A 15,928-nucleotide genomic window follows, 5' to 3' on the forward strand; every position below is an offset into this window, starting at 1 on the left:
GGCGCAATCCACCGCAAAACACAGCGCCAACAAACGAAAACGGTTGCAACCGATATCTTCGGCAATCTGGTCCCAACCTGAAGACCACTCGCCCAGCTTGTGAAACCTCAGGCTTGTGGATTTGGCCCGTCTGCGGCTATGTCGTTATTGTGCCGGGGGCCAGGTTTCTTCAGAATGTCCGTGTTTTCCAAATGGTTGAGGGACGTTCGCTCCAAGTTGCCGGAGCACGTGACGGTAGGACGCCACACCTACGGTGTGAGTTGGCGCAAAGTGTTGTTTGTTTCGAAGCGAGCGCCGCTGAAGGTCGGGGCCTTCTGCTCGGTTGCCGGTGACGTGCTTTTCATGTGCTCCGGTCAGCATCTCACTCACAGTGCCACCTCATTCCCAATCCACAGCCGGCTGTTGAAACGGCCGGACCCGATCGAGAATGGCGGTAGGCCAGTAGGTATCGCCGTTGGCAATGACGTCTGGATCGGCCACGGCGCCATAATATTGCCGGGGGTCGTGATCGGCGACGGCGCGGTCGTCGGCGCAGGAGCTGTGGTCACCAAGGACGTGCCGCCCTATGCGATCGTCGGTGGGTCGCCGGCCCGCCTGATTAGATATCGCTTCCCTGACGATGTGATTTCCAAGCTGCTGGCAATCCGGTGGTGGGAATGGGACGACGATAAAATCAAACGGGAAGCCGACACGCTCACCGGCCCCATTGAGACTTTCATAGAGAGCCATTTTGTGGCAGGCACCGCTTCGGTGTAGTGCGGCGGCTGGGAAAAGCAGTTGGGTGGCTCAACTGGGTAAACCGCAATTGATTTTAGACCGGCCCGTCATACGAATCTCGATATCAGGGAGGCAGGCTTGCAGCGCCCGTGCTACTTCTTGGCCGCGGATAGCAATTATTTTCCCTACGCATGCCTGACGGCGCGGCGGATATTAGATGTTTCCGCGCCAATTGATGGCTTCATTCTCCACGTGAAGGTTCATCAGAGTGATCTGCAAGTCGCGAGGCGACTGCTCGGGAACAGAGTAGCGTTGCTCGACGTGTCCGATTTCATGGATCGCGTTGGCTTCCGCTTTGGCACCTACAGCATCGCTGCCTATGTCCGTCTGTTCGCGGATCTGCTACCGCAATTCGACGGTTATGGCCGGGTCGCCTATACCGATTGTGACGTGCTGTTCAACCGCGACATCAATGACCTGGCTTGCCAAGGGCTCGACGCGCCTCTACTCGCGGCCCACGACGATTACATGTACTTCCGGCCGTCTTATCGCAAAAGCCTCGGGATGCAGCCGGGCGCCCCATATTTCAATTCCGGCGTGGTGGTCTTCGACATGGATGCGGTGCGCACGGAAGGCCTCCTGGAGAGGACGCGCCAGACCGCCGTTCATGGAAAAATGAACGACCAGAATGCGCTCAACGTCGCCTTTGAAGGCAAATGGCAGACGATGCACCCGAACTGGAATCTCATGTCGAACGGCACCCGGGACTACCGGTTCTCCCAGGCCTATGCGCGGCATTTCGCGGGAGGGAAGCCATGGGGCAACCAGATTGGGGTCGAACCTGAAGCCCTTAAGGTTTGGCGCGATCTGGCAAAGGGTACACCATGGGGCAAGCCCTTCGAGCAGCGCGTGCCGTTCGAACGCGGCGTGATGAAACGCTTCACCCGGCGCTTTGATGTCATTGCCGGTCTCTTCGGCAAGGACGTTCAGCGTCGCCGCGCGCGCTACGACGGTGCCAAAATGCACCTGATCTACGCCAGGCAGGCGGATGCGGGGGAGATGGCCGTTCAATTCCCGGAAGTGCTCGGCGGCTTCGGCTGATCGAAGCGCCGAATGGTTCGGGCCGGTCGGGCGCATCCTGTGGATAGTAACCTCCCGTTCACCACGACCCGGTCCTCGCCTTGAACGCAGACGTCAGACTCGCCGAAATAAAAAGGGCCTGAACAACAGGCGCCCTGAAGCCCCGGCGGCCGACGTTTTCATGTACCCCATGGATGCGCTCTGAACGCTCCGAGTATACGTCGGCCGCCGCTTCGCTCCGTATCGGCTGAAAAATCAAGCCCGCTCCGGCGATGGGAAGCCGGAACGGGCTCGGCTTGGGTCTGGAACCCGTAGTCAGGTGACTACGGGGAAGAAACAGGTCGGCGGCGGCAATGTTCCGAAGTTTCTCGGCTTGCGGGCCGTCGAGGACAATCCCGGGGGGGTAACTCGAGCCGATCCGGTTGGCGGTTTTTCCGCCCGGGATCGCCATGTGCTTCAGAAGAATTCCAGGAAAGTGTGTAACGGTTTTCCGTCCGGAATTGCGTCGAAACAAAAGAGATAGAGCGGTTCGGCGTGAAACCGTGAACCGGTCTAGGCCAGCAGGCCGGCGGCCTTCGCCGCCTTGCACAGGGTTTTGCGGGCTTCGACGGGACTTCTCAAACCGTCGAGCGCGTCGCGGCAGACGCGGCTTGCCGACCGCCAGGCGCCGTCGCGCGCCCGTCTTGGCCAGCGCTGGTCGAGGCATTCGACTGCCTCGAAGCAGCTTGAGACCTTGTGTTGTCCGCTTGGTTCGAAATCGATCACGACCGGCTCGGAAAACCAGACGTCGTTCATCACATCCTCCGTTCGTATGGTGGTCTTTTGACAAGCAACGGCGCCGGCGGGCGCCTGTCGGGATGCAGGCCCGGGATGATTGGGGACCCGCGCGTTAACCATCCACCGCCGATAATGTTCCGAAGAATTTTGAGGTCGGCGATCGGCCGGCCGGGTCGGCTCACGGACCGGATTCATTTTGCCGGCACGCCGCGCAAAAACATGTGACCAAAGTCACTGGCTGCGCTGTCGCCCGCGGCGACAATCGGGTCCGACACGCCGTTGAGATGCGGGAAGACCTCTCGTGCTGATCGCCGTGCTTGCATCCACCATGACCGTCGCCACGCTGATGGCGACCGCTTTCGGGCTCTACGAGGAGGCTGAGCGCAGCCGTTCGCACGCCGAAGCGGACCGCAAGCAGCTGTTTCGGCCGGCGCGCCGGCTTCCGGTCAATTCGCGCAGAACGCCCGTCGAATCGCGCAACCGGTAGGCGCCGGCGCCGCCAGGCATGTCCGCCCCGCTCTACCTGGTCATGTGCGTTTTGCGGGCCGCAATCCTGCTCTCGCCGGCAGCGTTCGCGGTGGCGGTGCTTTTGTGGCTCTTCTACAGATAGGCAGGGCGTCTAGTGCCGGCCTGGGCCTATTCGACCAGCACATGCGCTTCGCGCGCGGCACTGATGAAGGCTTCCCTGGCACTGTCGGCCGGAACGTCCCCGCTCATCGCCCTGCGGCAGGCGCGCAGCGCCGCGCCATGCTGCGCGCTGCCGGCGTCGCGCCATTGGCCGGTCAGCAATTCCACGGCCTGCTGCGCATTGGAAATGTGTCGGATCGAGCCTGCCACGCCGACGGCGACTTCGACCGGCCTGGAAAACCATCCCTGGATCATCGCGAAACCCCTGATGCGTTGTGAGCGGATGATAAACGCGCAACTGCCCGGCAGGTTTCATCCCGATATTTCAACAGGATGTGAGCCGCGCGCCGGCAGCGGATACGGTTTCCCCTATCTTCCGAGCGGCTTGCGGGACAGCTCGATGAGTTCAGCCTCGTCGGTGATACCGGCCATGTAGTTGGCGATGATGCGCGAGGCGCGCGCCTCCTTCTGCTCTTCGGTTTCTCCATTGACCCGCCCGCCCTCAAAGACGCGCCCGAACAGGGCCGTCTCGGCAGGTGTGAACGCGTTTCGCGACATATTGGACATGGGCTTCTTCCTCCAGCTCATGTCCCCCTTTTTCCCCCGGCTAATAATAGCACGGGTTCGGAAACAAGGGCGAGTCCACAAGGAAACGGTGACAATGTGCGTCTTTCGTGGCGCCATGGCCAATGGGGTTTCGTCTCGCTATCCGGCCGAAGACATGCCGGATACTGGCCGGCTTCGCTATATCCTTGCTGAAACAACGAAGCGCTGATACTCATTAGCGGCGCGGAATTATTCCGAGTCTGCGCCAACTTGCGTCGCGCAACAACGCGGCGCATGCTGTCCGAGGCCAAGATCCTGACGTGGTGGCAACCGGGTTACGAAGGGGTTTGGTCGACAAAGAAGCAGGGCAGGTTTCCGACTGCATGTCGGAGCAGGCCCACCAAATGCTCTGGAATTCTGAAGCCATTGCCCCCATGGCCTCGGAAGAGCATGAACATGGGGAAATCGATGGTGACGAAGAAACTTACCGCCAACGCAGAAAGCGCGGCAGCCTTTCTTGCGGTGATGGGCAACGAGAAACGTCTGCTCATCATGAACTACCTGGCCGAGGGCGAACTGTCGGTCGGCACGCTCGCCGACAAGGTCGAACTCAGCCAGTCCGCACTCTCCCAGCATTTGGCCAAACTGCGCAGGTTTGGCCTGGTCGACACCCGCCGCGACCGCCAGATGGTCTACTACTCCTGCAAGTCGTCCGCAGCGCGCGAGCTCCTCGCTCTGCTCGACGGCCTGCTGACCATGGACAGGCCGCTCGCCGGCCCGGCCCGGCAGGCTCTTGTCGAAAGGATGCGGCGGCCGCAGGCCGCCTGATCGGCTGCGACGCAGGCGAGGCCCGGGGCTTCGCCTGTGCAGCGCCCCCTAAAGGCGCGGATGCAAACAGTATGGCAACGCGCCGCGCGGCGCCGGATATCTGCTTTTGCCAATTGTCTGGTCGGAATATTCCGGATCCGTAATTCTCATTACAAATTCGTAATTTAGCGGCCACAAGTTCGCCGGGAACGCGCTTGAGATAGCGTGTCTGAACGACATGCATCAAACAAAACGCGTCGCCAGGATCCGTTCCTGCGCGACGCGGTTCAAGGAACCTCGCCGAATGTCCCGTGACGCCTACACGTCAACCCAAAAATTCCTGCATTGGGCGCTCTTTGTTCTGGTCGTATTGCTCTACGCCCTGACCTATGGCGAAGACCTGCTGCCCCGCGGGGATCCGACTGTCGACGCCGTCTGGCGGCTGCATATTTCATTCGGGCTTCTGCTCGCCGCGCTCGTCTTTTGGCGGGTCGTCCTGCGCGGCATGAGAGGAGCGCCGCGCCTGCCGGCGGATATGCCTGCCCCGGAGCGCGCCGCTGCCAGGGTCGGGCATTTGGCTCTTTACGCGCTGCTCGTCGCCATTCCCGTGCTCGGCATCCTTTTGACCTGGTTCAGGGGCGACGCGTTGAGCTTCTTCGGCCTGTTCACCGTGCCGGCCCCGTTTGCCCCGGACAGAGCGACCGCGCGGACCATCCGCGAACTGCATTCGCTGTGCGCGAACGGCATACTGGTCGTAGCCGGCATACATGCCCTGGCCGCGCTCTATCATCACTTCGTTCGTCGGGACACGATTCTGACCAGGATGTTGCCGGGACATCGGTAGCCCTCTGAACTCCCGCTTACCGGCTCGCCGCATGACGGGAGGCCGATTGCATCCTAGCCCTTGTTTCGCCGGCGCGTTCCCCATCACTTTTGATTAAGGACGCTGCGCCGGCGCGGTCGCTGATGCCCGCAAGGCGATGATAATACGCCTCTTTTTGCCGACGCCCCCGCACTGGCCAGACCGAAGTTTACGGATTTGTATATCGCCCGCCGGCTCTCCATTCGCTAAGCTTTGCGCGATCCACACCCCCGGATCATTAGGCGCCAAGCTTCCACTTTGGCGCCCGACGAGGCCCGTCGCTCCCGGCGGGCCTCCTTCGTTTTTGGGGGCGAGGCCGTCCTTACGGTGTGGGTTGCCGCCGCGTGGTCACGCTGCGCACGGCGAGCACCAGCACAGTGATGATGATCAGGATCACCGACAGTGCCGCAATCGCTGGATCGATATTGTCGCGCAGGCCCATCCACATCAGGCGCGGCAGGGTGATGGCGTTCACCGAGGTGATGAACAAGGTCACGCCGATCTCTTCCCAGGACAGCACGAAGGAGAGCAGCGCTGCGGTCACGATACCGAACTTGATATTGGGCATGATGATGCGCGTCGCACGCTCCCATACGCTGGCGCCGAGGCCGCGCGCGGCGAGGTCGATGCGCCGGTCGAGCTGGCTGAGCGAGACCAGGATGAGCACGGTGGCGAAAGGCACCGTCATCACCGAATGCGCCATGGCGACACCCAGCCATGTGTCGTAGCCGAAGAAGGACGAGATGCCGGAGACCGAGGTGAGCAGGAAATAGAGCGTCACCGCCGAGACCACCGGCGGCACCACCATCGGCAACAGCACGAAGCCGACGAGGGCGGCCGTGAAGCGCGGCTGGAACATCCAGACACCCAGGCTGAAGGTGAGCGCGAGCACGGTGGAGAGCGCGCTGCTCACCACGCCGATGCGGAGCGAAAGCAGGATCGAATCCAGCCAGCGCGGATCCTCGATCAGCGAGCGGTAATGGCGCAGCGACAGTTCGCCTGTCGGCATGGTCAGCATACGGCTCGGCGTCAGCGACACCGGGATGACCGCAAGCAACGGCATGAGCAGGAACAGCGCCACGAGCACGGCGAGGGCGAGCGAGACGGGACCGGGGCGGTAGGTCGGCATCGAACTACACCAGCTGCTTCGGTTTGACGTAGCGGAACAAGAGCGCCATCAGCGCGCCAACGAACACCACCAGCACGACGCTGATCGCCGCGCCCAGCCCCCAGTCCGGGCTCTGGAAGATCCTGAGATAGATGAGCTCCGCGATCATCACGCTGCGGCCGCCGCCGAGGATCGCCGGCGTGACAAAGAAGCCGAGCGAGAAGACGAAGGTGATCATCGCCGCACCGATGATGCCGGAGCGCGTCATCGGCACGAACACGGTCCAGAAGGTGCGCATGCGGCTGGAGCCAAGCCCGCGCGCCGCTAAGAGCACGCGCTCGTCGAGGCTGCGCATGGCGGAAGCCAGCGGGAACACGGCGAAAGGAATGAGGAAATGCGACATGCCGACGATGACGCCGAACTCGTTGCGCACCAGCATCAGCGGCTCCGAAATGAAGCCGATCGATTGCAGCCAGGTGTTGATCAGGCCGCGGTTGGAGAGCAGCGCCACCCAGCCGAAGGCGCGCGTCAGCACCGAGATCCAGAACGGCACCAGGATGCAGAATTCGGCAAGCACGCGCTGCACCGGGCTGCCGCGCACCCAGACAACCGTGATCGCGTAGGCGGCGGTGACCGAAACCACGGTGACGATCGCCGCGATGCGCAGCGTTCGGATGAACACCGACTGCACCAGCGGATCGCTGACCAGCGCGCCATATTGGCCGAGCCCCGGCGTCGGCAAGGTGAAGCTCCACTTCACCACGCCGAGGAATGGCCAGGCATAGGCAAGGATCAGGAACAGGAGCAGCGGCGCCATCAAAAGCGCCGCGCCCATCCTGTCGGAGAGGGTGCCTCTCATGTCAGCTCAGTATCTGCGCCCGATCAGGCCGAGATGATCTTGGTGTATTCGTCGAGCGCGGCGCCGTAGTTCTTGGCGTACCACTCCATGTCGAGCGGAATCTGCTTCTTCATGTTATCCGGGTCGACGGGGTTGATGCGCTTCTTATCGGCCGGGATCAGCGCGTCGGCGGCCGGGTTCGCCGGGCCCTGGCCGAGCTTTTCGAACATCACCAGCTCCTTCTGCGGGTCCTGCGTGCTGGCGATGAACTTCATCGCCGCTTCCTTGCCGCCGGGGTTGTTCTTCAGCACCGCCAATGCGCCGGGCGAGATCAGGCCCTGGTCCCAGATGAACTTGATCTGGCCGCCCGAGTCCTGCTCGATCAGCGAGGCGCGCGTCGACCAGACGATCGCCATGGAAGCCTCGCCGTTGAGCAGCACGCTCTGACTCTCGGCGCCGCCGCCCCAATAGGAGACGACGTTTTCCTTGAAGGCGGCGATCTTGTCATGCGCGCGCTTGAGGTCGAGCGGGTAGAGTGAGGCGGGTGCTACGCCGTCGGCGAGAAGTGCTGCTTCCCAGCTCGACACGCCCCATTTGTAGAGCGAGCGCTTGCCCGGGAATTTTTTCACGTCGAAGAAGTCGGCCATGCCGGTCGGCGCATTGGAGCCGAACTTCTGCGAGTCATAGGCGATCACATAGGAGAAGAAGTAGGTCGAGGCGGCATATTCCCAGCCAAAGCCCGGCCGCATCTTGCTCTTGTCGACGATCTTGTAGTCGATCGGCTCGAGCATGCCCTGGCCGCCGAGCGTGATGGCCGAGAACGGATCGACGTCGACCAAGTCCCAGGTCGGCGCGCCGCTCTTATACTGTGCCGCGATCGCGCCCTCGGTCGGACCCGAGCCGTCCATCTTGACCGGGATGCCGGTGTCCTTGGTGAAGGCTTGGCCGTAGGCCGCGTCGTATGCGGTGATGGCGTCGCCGCCCCAGTTCACCAGCACCAGTCCTTTCGTCTCGGCTTGAGCGTGGGTCGAGCGCAAAAGCATCGGCGTGCCGGCGAGCACGAGGCCCGCAAGCTGCGCGAATTGCCGGCGCGAGATCTCGCCACGCTTCGCCCTTTCGGCGAGGGATTCGATGGTCTGTTTCTTCGTATCGTTCGTCATGTCAGTTCCCCTTGTTTTCGTTGATCTGATCCGGAAAACCGGTGCGGCGATGTCAGGCCGCTTCGGTGCTCATTGTCCTCCATCCGGAAGGAGGAAACCTTTTTCGGCCGGCCAGGTCAGCCAGACCGAATTGCCTTTGCTCAAAGCCGATGCCGCGACCTCGTTCGGCACCGAGACGGTGACCTTGGCGCCCTGGCGCGTGGTGAGGTCGAGCTTGGTCGCCGCACCCAGATAGGTCGAGGCGACAGCGGTCGCCGCAATGCCGTTCTCACCAGCAGCGGCCTCGGGCGCGATCGACATATGCTCCGGCCGGATGGCGAGGATGGCGTCGCCCTTTATCGCTTCGGCCTTGCAGCGCATGCTGACCGCGCGGTCTTCGCACAGGCCCGTCGCGCCATTGTCCGCAGGGCGCACGCCCTTGACCGGCAGCATGTTGATCTCGCCTAGGAACTCGGCGACGAAGCGGTTGGCCGGGCGGTCGTAGACCTCGTCCGGTCTGCCGACCTGCAACAGCTTGCCGTGGTTGAAGATGGCGACACGCGACGACAGCGCCAGCGCCTCGCTCTGGTCATGGGTGACGAAGACGAAGGTGGTGCCGGTCTCCTGGTGCAGCCGCTTCATCTCGGCCTGCATCTGGCCGCGCAGGCTCTTGTCCAGCGCCGAGAACGGTTCGTCGAGGAGCAGCACGCCCGGCTCGAACACCAGCGCGCGAGCCAGCGCCACGCGCTGCTGCTGGCCGCCGGAAAGCTGCGCCGGCAGCTTCTTCTCATGCCCCTTGAGGCCGACGCGTTCGACCATCTCGCCGACGCGCTGCTTGATCTCGGCGGCCGACTTCTTGCGCACCTTGAGCGGGAAGGCGATGTTCTGTTCCACACTCATATGCGGGAATAAGGCGTAGCCCTGGAACACCATGCCGGCGGCGCGCTGCTCGGCCGGGCGGTCGGTGATGTCGACGCCGTCGCTGAAAAGCCGGCCCTCGCTCGGCTGCACGAAGCCGGCCAAAATCATCAGGAATGTGGTCTTGCCGGAACCGGATGGCCCGAGCAGCGTCAGGAACTCGCCGCGACCGATATCGAGCGTCAGATCGTCCAGCGCCCGGAACGAGCCGAAGCTCTTGCCGATCCCATTCGCCTTGATCTCTGCGGCCCGGCCGGGTTGCTGCATCCTGCCTCTTTCCTCACCGTTGATCCAAATCGTAGGCAGCGCCGCGGCTCACCGCAACCGAATAGTTTTCGCCTGATCGGCAAATTTGATTCACGTTTGGGGGCGAGCGCCAACGTGGAAGCTGCTAATCTCCCCCCCTTGCGGGGGAGATGCCCGGCAGGGCAGAGGGGGGTGCTGTCCTGCCATGCTGTCAATAAATCATCGTCGCGACCTTCGCCAAAGTCCCCCTGGAAAAAGCTCGAAGGCCGGCGATCCGTCACACCCCCCTCTGTCCTGCCGGACATCTCCCCCGCAAGGGGGGAGATCAGCTATTTCTTCGTCCACCTAATACTTCGCCAGCCTGTTCTCCGACAGCTTCGCCCTCAGCCACTCGCTGAAGGCATTGAGCACCGGGTGGCCCGCCTTGGCGTGCTCGAAGACCAGATAGTAGGAGCGCGGCGAGGGCACAGACGCCTCGAACGGCTTGACCAGCCTGCCTTCGCTCAGCGCCTGGCGGCCGGTCAGCTCGTCGCCCAGGGCGATCCCCTGGCCGGCGATCGCGGCCGAAAAGACGAGATTCATGTCGGAAAAGAAGATGCCGCCTTCGGTATCGGGATTTTCCACCTTGGACAGCGCCAGCCAGCGCGCCCAGTCCTCGGTGTCTGAGAGATGCAGCAGGCTGGCGCGCAGCACGTCGGCGGGTTTGGAAAAGCCGCCGACCTTGTTGAGCAGCCTCGGGCTGCAGAGCGGCGTGAAGGAGACTTCGCAGAGCAGTTCCACCGCCCGGTTCGGCCAGTTGCCGACGCCGAAGGCGATGAAGGCGTCGGCATCCGGATTGCTGACATCGTCGAGTCGCCGCGGCGTCAGCACCGAGAGCGTCACGTCCGGATACATCTGCTGGAACTCGCCGATATGGGTGCACAGGAACATCGAGGCGAAGCCCGGCGGGCAGGAGATGGCGAAGGAGCCGCCGACCCCGGCGCCACTGTTTTGCGTCCTCGCGTCGCCGAGCACGGTCAGCGCCTTTCGGACGTCGGCCGCGTAGCGCTGGCCGCGCGGCGTCAGCGCCACGCCCTTGCCGATGCGCTGCAACAGATCGAAGCCGAGGTCGCGTTCGAGCAGCCTGAGCTGATGCGAGACCGCGCTTCGGGTGAGGTGGAGCTCGTCGGCGGCGCGCCATACGCTGCCGTGACGAGCAAAGCTGTCGAGGGCGCGCAGCGCCTGCGTGGATGGTATGCGCAAGAGGCCTCAGGTGAACCGAATTTGCAAGAGCCGGGAAAACATATCACTTTTTGATGAGCCGCTTCACTGCTTTTCTTGGGTCATGGAGAAACCGGTGACGACTTCCGCGCAGGAAACAGCGCTTGCCTGTATCGACGGCATCCAGCCGCTCTTGTCGGCCTGGACGCGCACCATCTTCGATTTCGGCGAGACCGCCTGGCGCGAGTACCAGTCGGTCGCCTGGTATGTCGACCGGCTGAAGCGCGAGGGCTTTTCCGTTGAGGAAGGGTCGGGCGGCATGCCGACCGCCTTCTGCGCTCATTGGACGAATGGCGAGGGCCCGACGATCGGCATGTATGCCGAATACGACGCCGTGCCCGGCAACTGCCAGGATGCGGCAACGGTGAAGCAGCCTCGGCCAGGTCTCAGCGTCGAGGCCGGCGGCCATACCGATCCGCATTCGGGGCTCGGCATCGGAAGCCTTGGCGGACTGCTTGCCACCAAGGCGGCCATGCAGCAGCACAACATTCAAGGTACTTTGCGCTTCACCGGCGAGCCTGCCGAGAAGGTGAGGGGCTCAAAGCCGATCCATGCGGCCAAGGGCTATTATGACGGCCTGGCCGGCATGATCTCCTTCCATCCCTTCTACATGCTGCCGCTCTGCAACACGGCGCGCTGGGACACGCATTGCGGCGCGGCCTATTCGATGATCTATCGCTTCGTCTGCGACGAGCCCGAAAATTGGGTTCGCGCAAGCGATGGCGCACCGATTCCGCAGGCGCATTCGGCGGTCAGGGCGCCCGGCGCCAACGATGCGCTGATGATGATGTACATGGCCTCCAAGGCGCTGCGCGATTCCATGCTGACGCATCAGGGCGGCTGGTCGATCAGCGAAGCGATCCTCACCGCGGGCCAGGCAACGGCCGACAATCTGCCGGCGGGGCTGGCCGAGATCCAGTACATGATCCGCGTGCCGACCATTGCCATGGCCGAGCAGGTGACCGCAGTGCTCGACCGCAACGCGGAGGCAGCCGCGAAGATGACCGGCTGCCGCTACGGGCGCTACTGGGTTTCGAAGTCACGGCCGGGCCTCGCCAACCACGCCATGGCCGGGATCACCTATCAGTCGCTTGCAGCCGTCGGGGCGCCGCAATGGAACGAAGAGGCGAGGGCGATCGCCCGCGAGGTCCAGGTCAATGCCGGCGGCGAGGCGACCGAAAATCCGTTCATCGACGAATTGGAGCGGCTGATTTCGCCGCAGGAGGCCGAGGCGATCCTGCGCCGCGACCTGCCGCCCTCGCAGGTGAATTCCACCTCGGACGACTACACCGACATGAGCTGGCATGCGCCGACGTCGCGCTTCTACGTCGCCCGGCCGGCGCTGCGCTCGGCAAACGGCCACGCCTATCCTTCCTGGGTGATGAACGCGCTGGGCGGCATTTCAGCCACCATCGACCCGATGGTCACCTGCGCCTCGAAGACGGTTGCGCTCACCGCGCTGCGCCTGCTCGAAGACAAGGCCGCGCGCGAGGCCGCGATGGACGAGTTCGTCAAGCGAACCGGCGGCGGCGTCGGCGGCGCAAACTGGATCGCGCCGCTTTGCGACTACGAGCCGCCAATCAACTTCCGCTGGCCGGAATATGTCACCACGCCACGCGGGCGCGACTGGTGTATCCCGGCCGCTTCCACTGCATGACAAATATCAAATCGAGGAGAACACCATGACCGTCCATGACCGCATTGTCGCCGAACCCTTCTCGCTGCAGCGCCGCAACCCCAATGGCGGCACCAAGCCGCTGACCGCCTGGGGCTTCGCTAACGAAACCGATGTGCTGACCGACGTGCTGCTCGGCTCGCCCAATTTCCTGCGCCACCTGTCGACCAGCTCGCTGTCGCGGAAGCATCTGCGCGAGGCGCCCTGCAACGTCCAGATCGCGCAGGCGCAGCACAAGGACCTCGTCGCGGCTTACGAGCATTTCGGCGTCAACATCCACTGGCACGAGCCGACGCCGGAACTGCCGATGCAGGTCTATTCGCGCGACTCCAGCGTCATGACGCCCTACGGCGCCTTCATCACCGCCATGGCCAACTGGTGGCGGCGCGGCGAGAATTATGCCGCCATCCGTACTTATGAAAAGCTCGGCATCCCGATCTACGACATGGTCACGGCCGGCACCTTCGAGGGCGGCGACTTCAACGTCATCGAGGAAGGCGTGGTGCTGATCGGCTGCGGCGGCGCCCGCACGCAGGAAGAGGGTGCGCGCCAGGTGCAGGCCTGGTTCGACAAGGAAGGCTGGGAGACCCGCATCGCCTTCATCGACGAATACTATGTCCACATTGACCTGATGGTGGTGCCGATCGCCGAAAAGCTCACCGCCGTGTGCCTCGCCTGCACCGAGCCCGGCATCGTCGACTGGCTGAAAGGCAAGGGCCACGAGATCATCGACGTGCCTTTCCAGGACACGATGGCGCTCGGTTGCAACTTCATGTCGCTCGGCAAGGACAGGGTGATCGCGCCGACCTCCAGCAAGACGCTGATCGAAAAGCTGAAGGCGCAGGGCTTCGAGGTCGCGGCCGTCGACATGAGCGAGATCTCCAAGACCGGCGGCGGCATCCACTGCATGGCGCAGGCGCTGAAGCGGGTGAAGGCGTAAGATTCAGTTCGGTCACCGCGTTGCTAACCTCGGAGGCCGTGTTCCTTCGCGCCCCCCTCTGGCCTGCCGGCCATCTCCCCCACGAGGAGGGAGATCGGATGTCGTGACAGCTTTCGCCAATCTTCAGCGTTGCAGGAAGAGCGTTGGCGATAGAGCTGCCAATCTCCCCCCAAGTGGGGGAGATGGCCGGCAGGCCAGAGGGGGGCGCCGTAGAGCGCCGACCCATCGCGCACTAGCTTCCTAACGCGCAGCCTCTGCGTCCCGTGCCGAGCGCATCCAGCCGCTCCTGCAGATGGCCGTTGAGCACGATCATCTCCTTCAGCGCCTTCACCGGGTCGCCCTTGTGCTGGGCAATGAAGCGCTCCGCGATCGCCTGAAGCGCCGCTTCCTGGCGGCTGTCGAGCCTGACGATATGGTCCATCTCCGTTGCTCCCCTTCAGTTCATATCAGCATGTGAACAAAAAGGGAACAAAAATGTCAAGGGCGAATTGACTCGCTGAGGAATGGGTTCCTATTTTGTCAGGAGATGGGGCGGTTGCTCGAGATCACGGAGAGCCGCATTGGGCAGACGGAAAAGCCGCTATGACAGATTGTTCCGGTCGGAGGCGGAGGCGATCATTCGTGACGCGCTGGAGCTGCGTCAGTCAGTGCTGGCGGCGCAGCTCAACCTCAAGACCAACGGCGAAATGTACTGGCGGCTCAGCGGCCTGGTGGAGAGGCTGCATGAGGTGATGGGCGCGGTGGCGGGCCGGGAGCCCGATTTCCGCGCCGCCTGGCTCGGCCTGTTGCCACTGCCCGAGGATTATTCAGACCGGACATGAGAAAATGGCCGGACCCATGGACAGCGTTGGCCGGGCGGCCAAGGCCAACATGCTGCTCGTCGTCGAATGCCGCCACTGCTACCACGTCGGCCGCTTCAAGGCGAACGACGTGGCCAAGGTGGTCGGCTGGAATAAGCCGCTCGAAGCCATCCGCTTCCGCTGCAAGCGTTGCGGCCGCAGCGACACGGAGGTGAAGACCCAGTTCATCGACCAGGATCACCCGCCCAAGGGCTATATCTGGGTGCTGCAGAAGGCGAGGGGTTAAAACAATGATCCCTGCACCGGCGGTTCCGCCGGAAACTTGATCTGCGTCGCTGGCTTCTCGACGATCGCGAGCGCATCGTCAGGTGCCGGGCGTTGCAGCGTCTTCGCCTCCGACCATGGCGCGGTGAGCCACAGCTCGGTCTCCTCTTGCGTTGTCAGGATCACAGGCATCGCCTTCTCATGGATGGGAGCGATCAGCGCATTGGGCCTTGTTGTCAGGAAGCCGTAGAGCTCGTGGTCGCCTGGACCTTCCTTCACCTTGCGGACGCCATGCCACGGCGTCCACAGGCCGGCAAAGAAAAACAGCGCCCGCTCCTCGCTCAGCGCAAACCAGAAATTCTTCTGCACGCCGGTCTCAGGATCCTTGTCGCCGGGCTTGGGCGAGGGCTCGGCGAAGCTCGTCACCGGCACAACGCAGCGGTTCTCGATGGCAGCCAGTGGGCATATTGCGGATTGCGGATGTTGGTGGTGCCGGAATCGGCATTGCCGCGCACCCGCTCGGGCGGCGTCGGCATGCCCCAGCGCAGAATGGCAAGCTCGCGGCTGCCGTCGGCCGAGTTGCGCACCACCGGCGCCGGCTGGTTGGGATAGATGTCGACCGAAGGCTCGAGATTGCCCGAAATGTCGCGCAGCGCGCGCGTCCACTGGCGGATCGCCTCCTGGCTGGTGGTGATGTTGTAGAGATTGCACATCGGCAGCACTTCCCCGTCCGCCGATTGTTCCCGCATTTTCGCACCAAGTGCAAACCACCCCGTCGCGGGGGTGGATCCAATCGTGCCAGGAGCTTGCGTGCCGGATCGTGTCAGCGCCCGCGCCCGCCGCGCCGCTTTACCTCGAAGAACTCCTCGGCCGGCGGTTCGCCAGGCAGGCCCAGCCGGTGGCGTTCCTCCTCGGCGAAGGCTTCGGCTTCCGCGTGAATGTCGAACACCTGCTGCGTCAGCCTGCCGCCCTCGACGACGCGCACGATCCACTGGCCATTGATGCCCTTTACGCGGACACTGTCTGGTTCGCCTGCCACCATGTGCAGCTCCAGCTCGTTGCCCCAAGAATTGCATCCTTGAACAGCAATACGATTTAACGTGCGAAGGGTTGCCGCAAGCATCAGCGCATTAGTCTTTAGTAGGAGAGCAGTCGCCGGATGCCCGCCGATTCGACATCGCAAATAAGAATATCGAGAAACCGCCGGCGGTTGTGTAAAAAAGACAGGTTTCGAAACCGTGGTTAATGCATGTCGCGCAAAGAGTGCAGCGGTTTTGCGAAAACGACATGCATAGAAACAGGACCTGAAGCGGTCGCCCGAATC

19 protein-coding genes and 1 pseudogene are annotated in these 15,928 nt (G+C 63.1%); 9 read left to right on the plus strand and 11 right to left on the minus strand.

The window, feature by feature from the left end; genetic code table 11:
• Window positions 1-174: 174 nt before the first annotated feature.
• On the plus strand, window positions 175-756 hold the full coding sequence (locus RFN30_RS03700) for a CatB-related O-acetyltransferase (RefSeq protein ID WP_320260758.1): 582 nt from the start codon (window positions 175-177) through the stop codon (window positions 754-756).
• Window positions 757-876: 120 nt separating this feature from the next.
• Window positions 877-1,818 (plus strand): glycosyltransferase family 8 protein, encoded by a 942-nt coding sequence (locus RFN30_RS03705; RefSeq protein ID WP_320260970.1) that lies wholly within the window; start codon window positions 877-879, stop codon window positions 1,816-1,818.
• 531 nt (window positions 1,819-2,349) lie between these two features.
• On the opposite strand, the gene RFN30_RS03710 is transcribed toward RFN30_RS03705, so the two are convergent.
• A complete protein-coding gene (locus tag RFN30_RS03710) occupies window positions 2,350-2,592 on the minus strand; it encodes a DUF982 domain-containing protein (protein WP_320260759.1) in 243 nt (80 codons plus the stop codon).
• A 283-nt stretch (window positions 2,593-2,875) separates the two neighbouring features.
• Between RFN30_RS03710 and RFN30_RS03715 the strand changes: the two genes are divergently transcribed.
• Window positions 2,876-3,061 (plus strand): hypothetical protein, encoded by a 186-nt coding sequence (locus RFN30_RS03715; protein ID WP_320260760.1) that lies wholly within the window; start codon window positions 2,876-2,878, stop codon window positions 3,059-3,061.
• A gap of 149 nt (window positions 3,062-3,210) precedes the next feature.
• Here RFN30_RS03715 and RFN30_RS03720 read toward each other — a convergent pair whose 3' ends face one another.
• Both RFN30_RS03720 and RFN30_RS03725 read right to left on the minus strand, forming a co-directional pair.
• Window positions 3,211-3,456 (minus strand): DUF982 domain-containing protein, encoded by a 246-nt coding sequence (locus RFN30_RS03720; RefSeq protein ID WP_320260761.1) that lies wholly within the window; start codon window positions 3,454-3,456, stop codon window positions 3,211-3,213.
• A 114-nt stretch (window positions 3,457-3,570) separates the two neighbouring features.
• A complete protein-coding gene (locus RFN30_RS03725) occupies window positions 3,571-3,768 on the minus strand; it encodes a hypothetical protein (RefSeq protein ID WP_320260762.1) in 198 nt (65 codons plus the stop codon).
• A gap of 447 nt (window positions 3,769-4,215) precedes the next feature.
• Between RFN30_RS03725 and RFN30_RS03730 the strand changes: the two genes are divergently transcribed.
• Complete coding sequence (locus RFN30_RS03730; protein ID WP_059186266.1) at window positions 4,216-4,575, plus strand: ArsR/SmtB family transcription factor; 360 nt, start codon at window positions 4,216-4,218, stop codon at window positions 4,573-4,575.
• A gap of 283 nt (window positions 4,576-4,858) precedes the next feature.
• Complete coding sequence (locus RFN30_RS03735; protein ID WP_320260763.1) at window positions 4,859-5,398, plus strand: cytochrome b; 540 nt, start codon at window positions 4,859-4,861, stop codon at window positions 5,396-5,398.
• 340 nt (window positions 5,399-5,738) lie between these two features.
• On the opposite strand, the gene RFN30_RS03740 is transcribed toward RFN30_RS03735, so the two are convergent.
• The 5 genes from RFN30_RS03740 to RFN30_RS03760 all read right to left on the minus strand — a co-directional run bounded on the left by RFN30_RS03740 (window position 5,739) and on the right by RFN30_RS03760 (window position 10,907).
• Window positions 5,739-6,545 (minus strand): ABC transporter permease, encoded by an 807-nt coding sequence (locus tag RFN30_RS03740; protein ID WP_320260764.1) that lies wholly within the window; start codon window positions 6,543-6,545, stop codon window positions 5,739-5,741.
• A gap of 4 nt (window positions 6,546-6,549) precedes the next feature.
• Window positions 6,550-7,383, minus strand: coding sequence for an ABC transporter permease (locus tag RFN30_RS03745; protein WP_320260765.1), 834 nt, complete (start codon window positions 7,381-7,383; stop codon window positions 6,550-6,552).
• 23 nt (window positions 7,384-7,406) lie between these two features.
• Window positions 7,407-8,522 (minus strand): ABC transporter substrate-binding protein, encoded by a 1,116-nt coding sequence (locus RFN30_RS03750; RefSeq protein ID WP_320260766.1) that lies wholly within the window; start codon window positions 8,520-8,522, stop codon window positions 7,407-7,409.
• Between the two features lie 69 nt (window positions 8,523-8,591).
• A complete protein-coding gene (locus RFN30_RS03755) occupies window positions 8,592-9,686 on the minus strand; it encodes an ABC transporter ATP-binding protein (protein ID WP_320260767.1) in 1,095 nt (364 codons plus the stop codon).
• 324 nt (window positions 9,687-10,010) lie between these two features.
• A complete protein-coding gene (locus RFN30_RS03760) occupies window positions 10,011-10,907 on the minus strand; it encodes a LysR substrate-binding domain-containing protein (protein ID WP_320260768.1) in 897 nt (298 codons plus the stop codon).
• A gap of 82 nt (window positions 10,908-10,989) precedes the next feature.
• Here RFN30_RS03760 and RFN30_RS03765 point away from each other — a divergent pair, with 82 nt between their 5' ends.
• Window positions 10,990-12,582: a zinc-binding metallopeptidase family protein gene (locus tag RFN30_RS03765; RefSeq protein WP_320260769.1), complete on the plus strand. Its 1,593-nt coding sequence runs from the start codon at window positions 10,990-10,992 to the stop codon at window positions 12,580-12,582.
• Window positions 12,583-12,607: 25 nt separating this feature from the next.
• Window positions 12,608-13,540, plus strand: a complete 933-nt coding sequence (locus tag RFN30_RS03770) for a dimethylarginine dimethylaminohydrolase family protein (protein WP_320260770.1) — start codon at window positions 12,608-12,610, stop codon at window positions 13,538-13,540.
• 232 nt (window positions 13,541-13,772) lie between these two features.
• Here RFN30_RS03770 and RFN30_RS03775 read toward each other — a convergent pair whose 3' ends face one another.
• Window positions 13,773-13,961, minus strand: a complete 189-nt coding sequence (locus tag RFN30_RS03775; protein WP_320260771.1) for a hypothetical protein — start codon at window positions 13,959-13,961, stop codon at window positions 13,773-13,775.
• 139 nt (window positions 13,962-14,100) lie between these two features.
• On the opposite strand from RFN30_RS03775, the gene RFN30_RS03780 reads away from it, so the two are divergent.
• The gene (locus RFN30_RS03780) at window positions 14,101-14,361 is read left to right on the plus strand and encodes a hypothetical protein (protein ID WP_320260772.1); all 261 of its coding nucleotides are present in this window, start codon (window positions 14,101-14,103) and stop codon (window positions 14,359-14,361) included.
• Between the two features lie 4 nt (window positions 14,362-14,365).
• Window positions 14,366-14,626 carry a hypothetical protein gene (locus RFN30_RS03785; RefSeq protein ID WP_320260773.1) on the plus strand — a complete coding sequence of 87 codons (261 nt, stop codon included), beginning with the start codon at window positions 14,366-14,368 and terminating at the stop codon, window positions 14,624-14,626.
• Here RFN30_RS03785 and RFN30_RS03790 read toward each other — a convergent pair.
• Together RFN30_RS03790 and RFN30_RS03795 are read right to left on the minus strand one after the other, a co-directional pair.
• A pseudogene (locus tag RFN30_RS03790) lies at window positions 14,623-15,317 on the minus strand (SOS response-associated peptidase). The gene RFN30_RS03785 and the pseudogene RFN30_RS03790 sit on opposite strands and share 4 nt — an antisense overlap.
• Before the next feature lie 110 nt (window positions 15,318-15,427).
• Window positions 15,428-15,646, minus strand: a complete 219-nt coding sequence (locus RFN30_RS03795; RefSeq protein ID WP_320260774.1) for a hypothetical protein — start codon at window positions 15,644-15,646, stop codon at window positions 15,428-15,430.
• Between the last annotated feature and the right edge of the window lie 282 nt (window positions 15,647-15,928).

This window comes from Mesorhizobium dulcispinae, assembly GCF_033977345.1.
Taxonomy (GTDB): Bacteria; Pseudomonadota; Alphaproteobacteria; order Rhizobiales; family Rhizobiaceae; genus Mesorhizobium; species Mesorhizobium dulcispinae.

Excerpts from the sequence above, each read along its gene's own strand:
- RFN30_RS03700 (WP_320260758.1), top strand. The coding sequence starts at position 175 with ATGTCCGTGTTTTCCAAATGGTTGAGGGACGTTCGCTCCAAGTTGCCG.
- RFN30_RS03710 (WP_320260759.1), bottom strand. The coding sequence starts at position 2,592 with ATGAACGACGTCTGGTTTTCCGAGCCGGTCGTGATCGATTTCGAACCA.
- RFN30_RS03720 (WP_320260761.1), bottom strand. The coding sequence starts at position 3,456 with ATGATCCAGGGATGGTTTTCCAGGCCGGTCGAAGTCGCCGTCGGCGTG.
- RFN30_RS03725 (WP_320260762.1), bottom strand. The coding sequence starts at position 3,768 with ATGTCCAATATGTCGCGAAACGCGTTCACACCTGCCGAGACGGCCCTG.
- RFN30_RS03730 (WP_059186266.1), top strand. The coding sequence starts at position 4,216 with ATGGTGACGAAGAAACTTACCGCCAACGCAGAAAGCGCGGCAGCCTTT.
- RFN30_RS03735 (WP_320260763.1), top strand. The coding sequence starts at position 4,859 with ATGTCCCGTGACGCCTACACGTCAACCCAAAAATTCCTGCATTGGGCG.
- RFN30_RS03740 (WP_320260764.1), bottom strand. The coding sequence starts at position 6,545 with ATGCCGACCTACCGCCCCGGTCCCGTCTCGCTCGCCCTCGCCGTGCTC.
- RFN30_RS03745 (WP_320260765.1), bottom strand. The coding sequence starts at position 7,383 with ATGAGAGGCACCCTCTCCGACAGGATGGGCGCGGCGCTTTTGATGGCG.
- RFN30_RS03750 (WP_320260766.1), bottom strand. The coding sequence starts at position 8,522 with ATGACGAACGATACGAAGAAACAGACCATCGAATCCCTCGCCGAAAGG.
- RFN30_RS03755 (WP_320260767.1), bottom strand. The coding sequence starts at position 9,686 with ATGCAGCAACCCGGCCGGGCCGCAGAGATCAAGGCGAATGGGATCGGC.
- RFN30_RS03765 (WP_320260769.1), top strand. The coding sequence starts at position 10,990 with ATGGAGAAACCGGTGACGACTTCCGCGCAGGAAACAGCGCTTGCCTGT.
- RFN30_RS03770 (WP_320260770.1), top strand. The coding sequence starts at position 12,608 with ATGACCGTCCATGACCGCATTGTCGCCGAACCCTTCTCGCTGCAGCGC.
- RFN30_RS03775 (WP_320260771.1), bottom strand. The coding sequence starts at position 13,961 with ATGGACCATATCGTCAGGCTCGACAGCCGCCAGGAAGCGGCGCTTCAG.
- RFN30_RS03785 (WP_320260773.1), top strand. The coding sequence starts at position 14,366 with ATGGCCGGACCCATGGACAGCGTTGGCCGGGCGGCCAAGGCCAACATG.
- RFN30_RS03795 (WP_320260774.1), bottom strand. The coding sequence starts at position 15,646 with ATGGTGGCAGGCGAACCAGACAGTGTCCGCGTAAAGGGCATCAATGGC.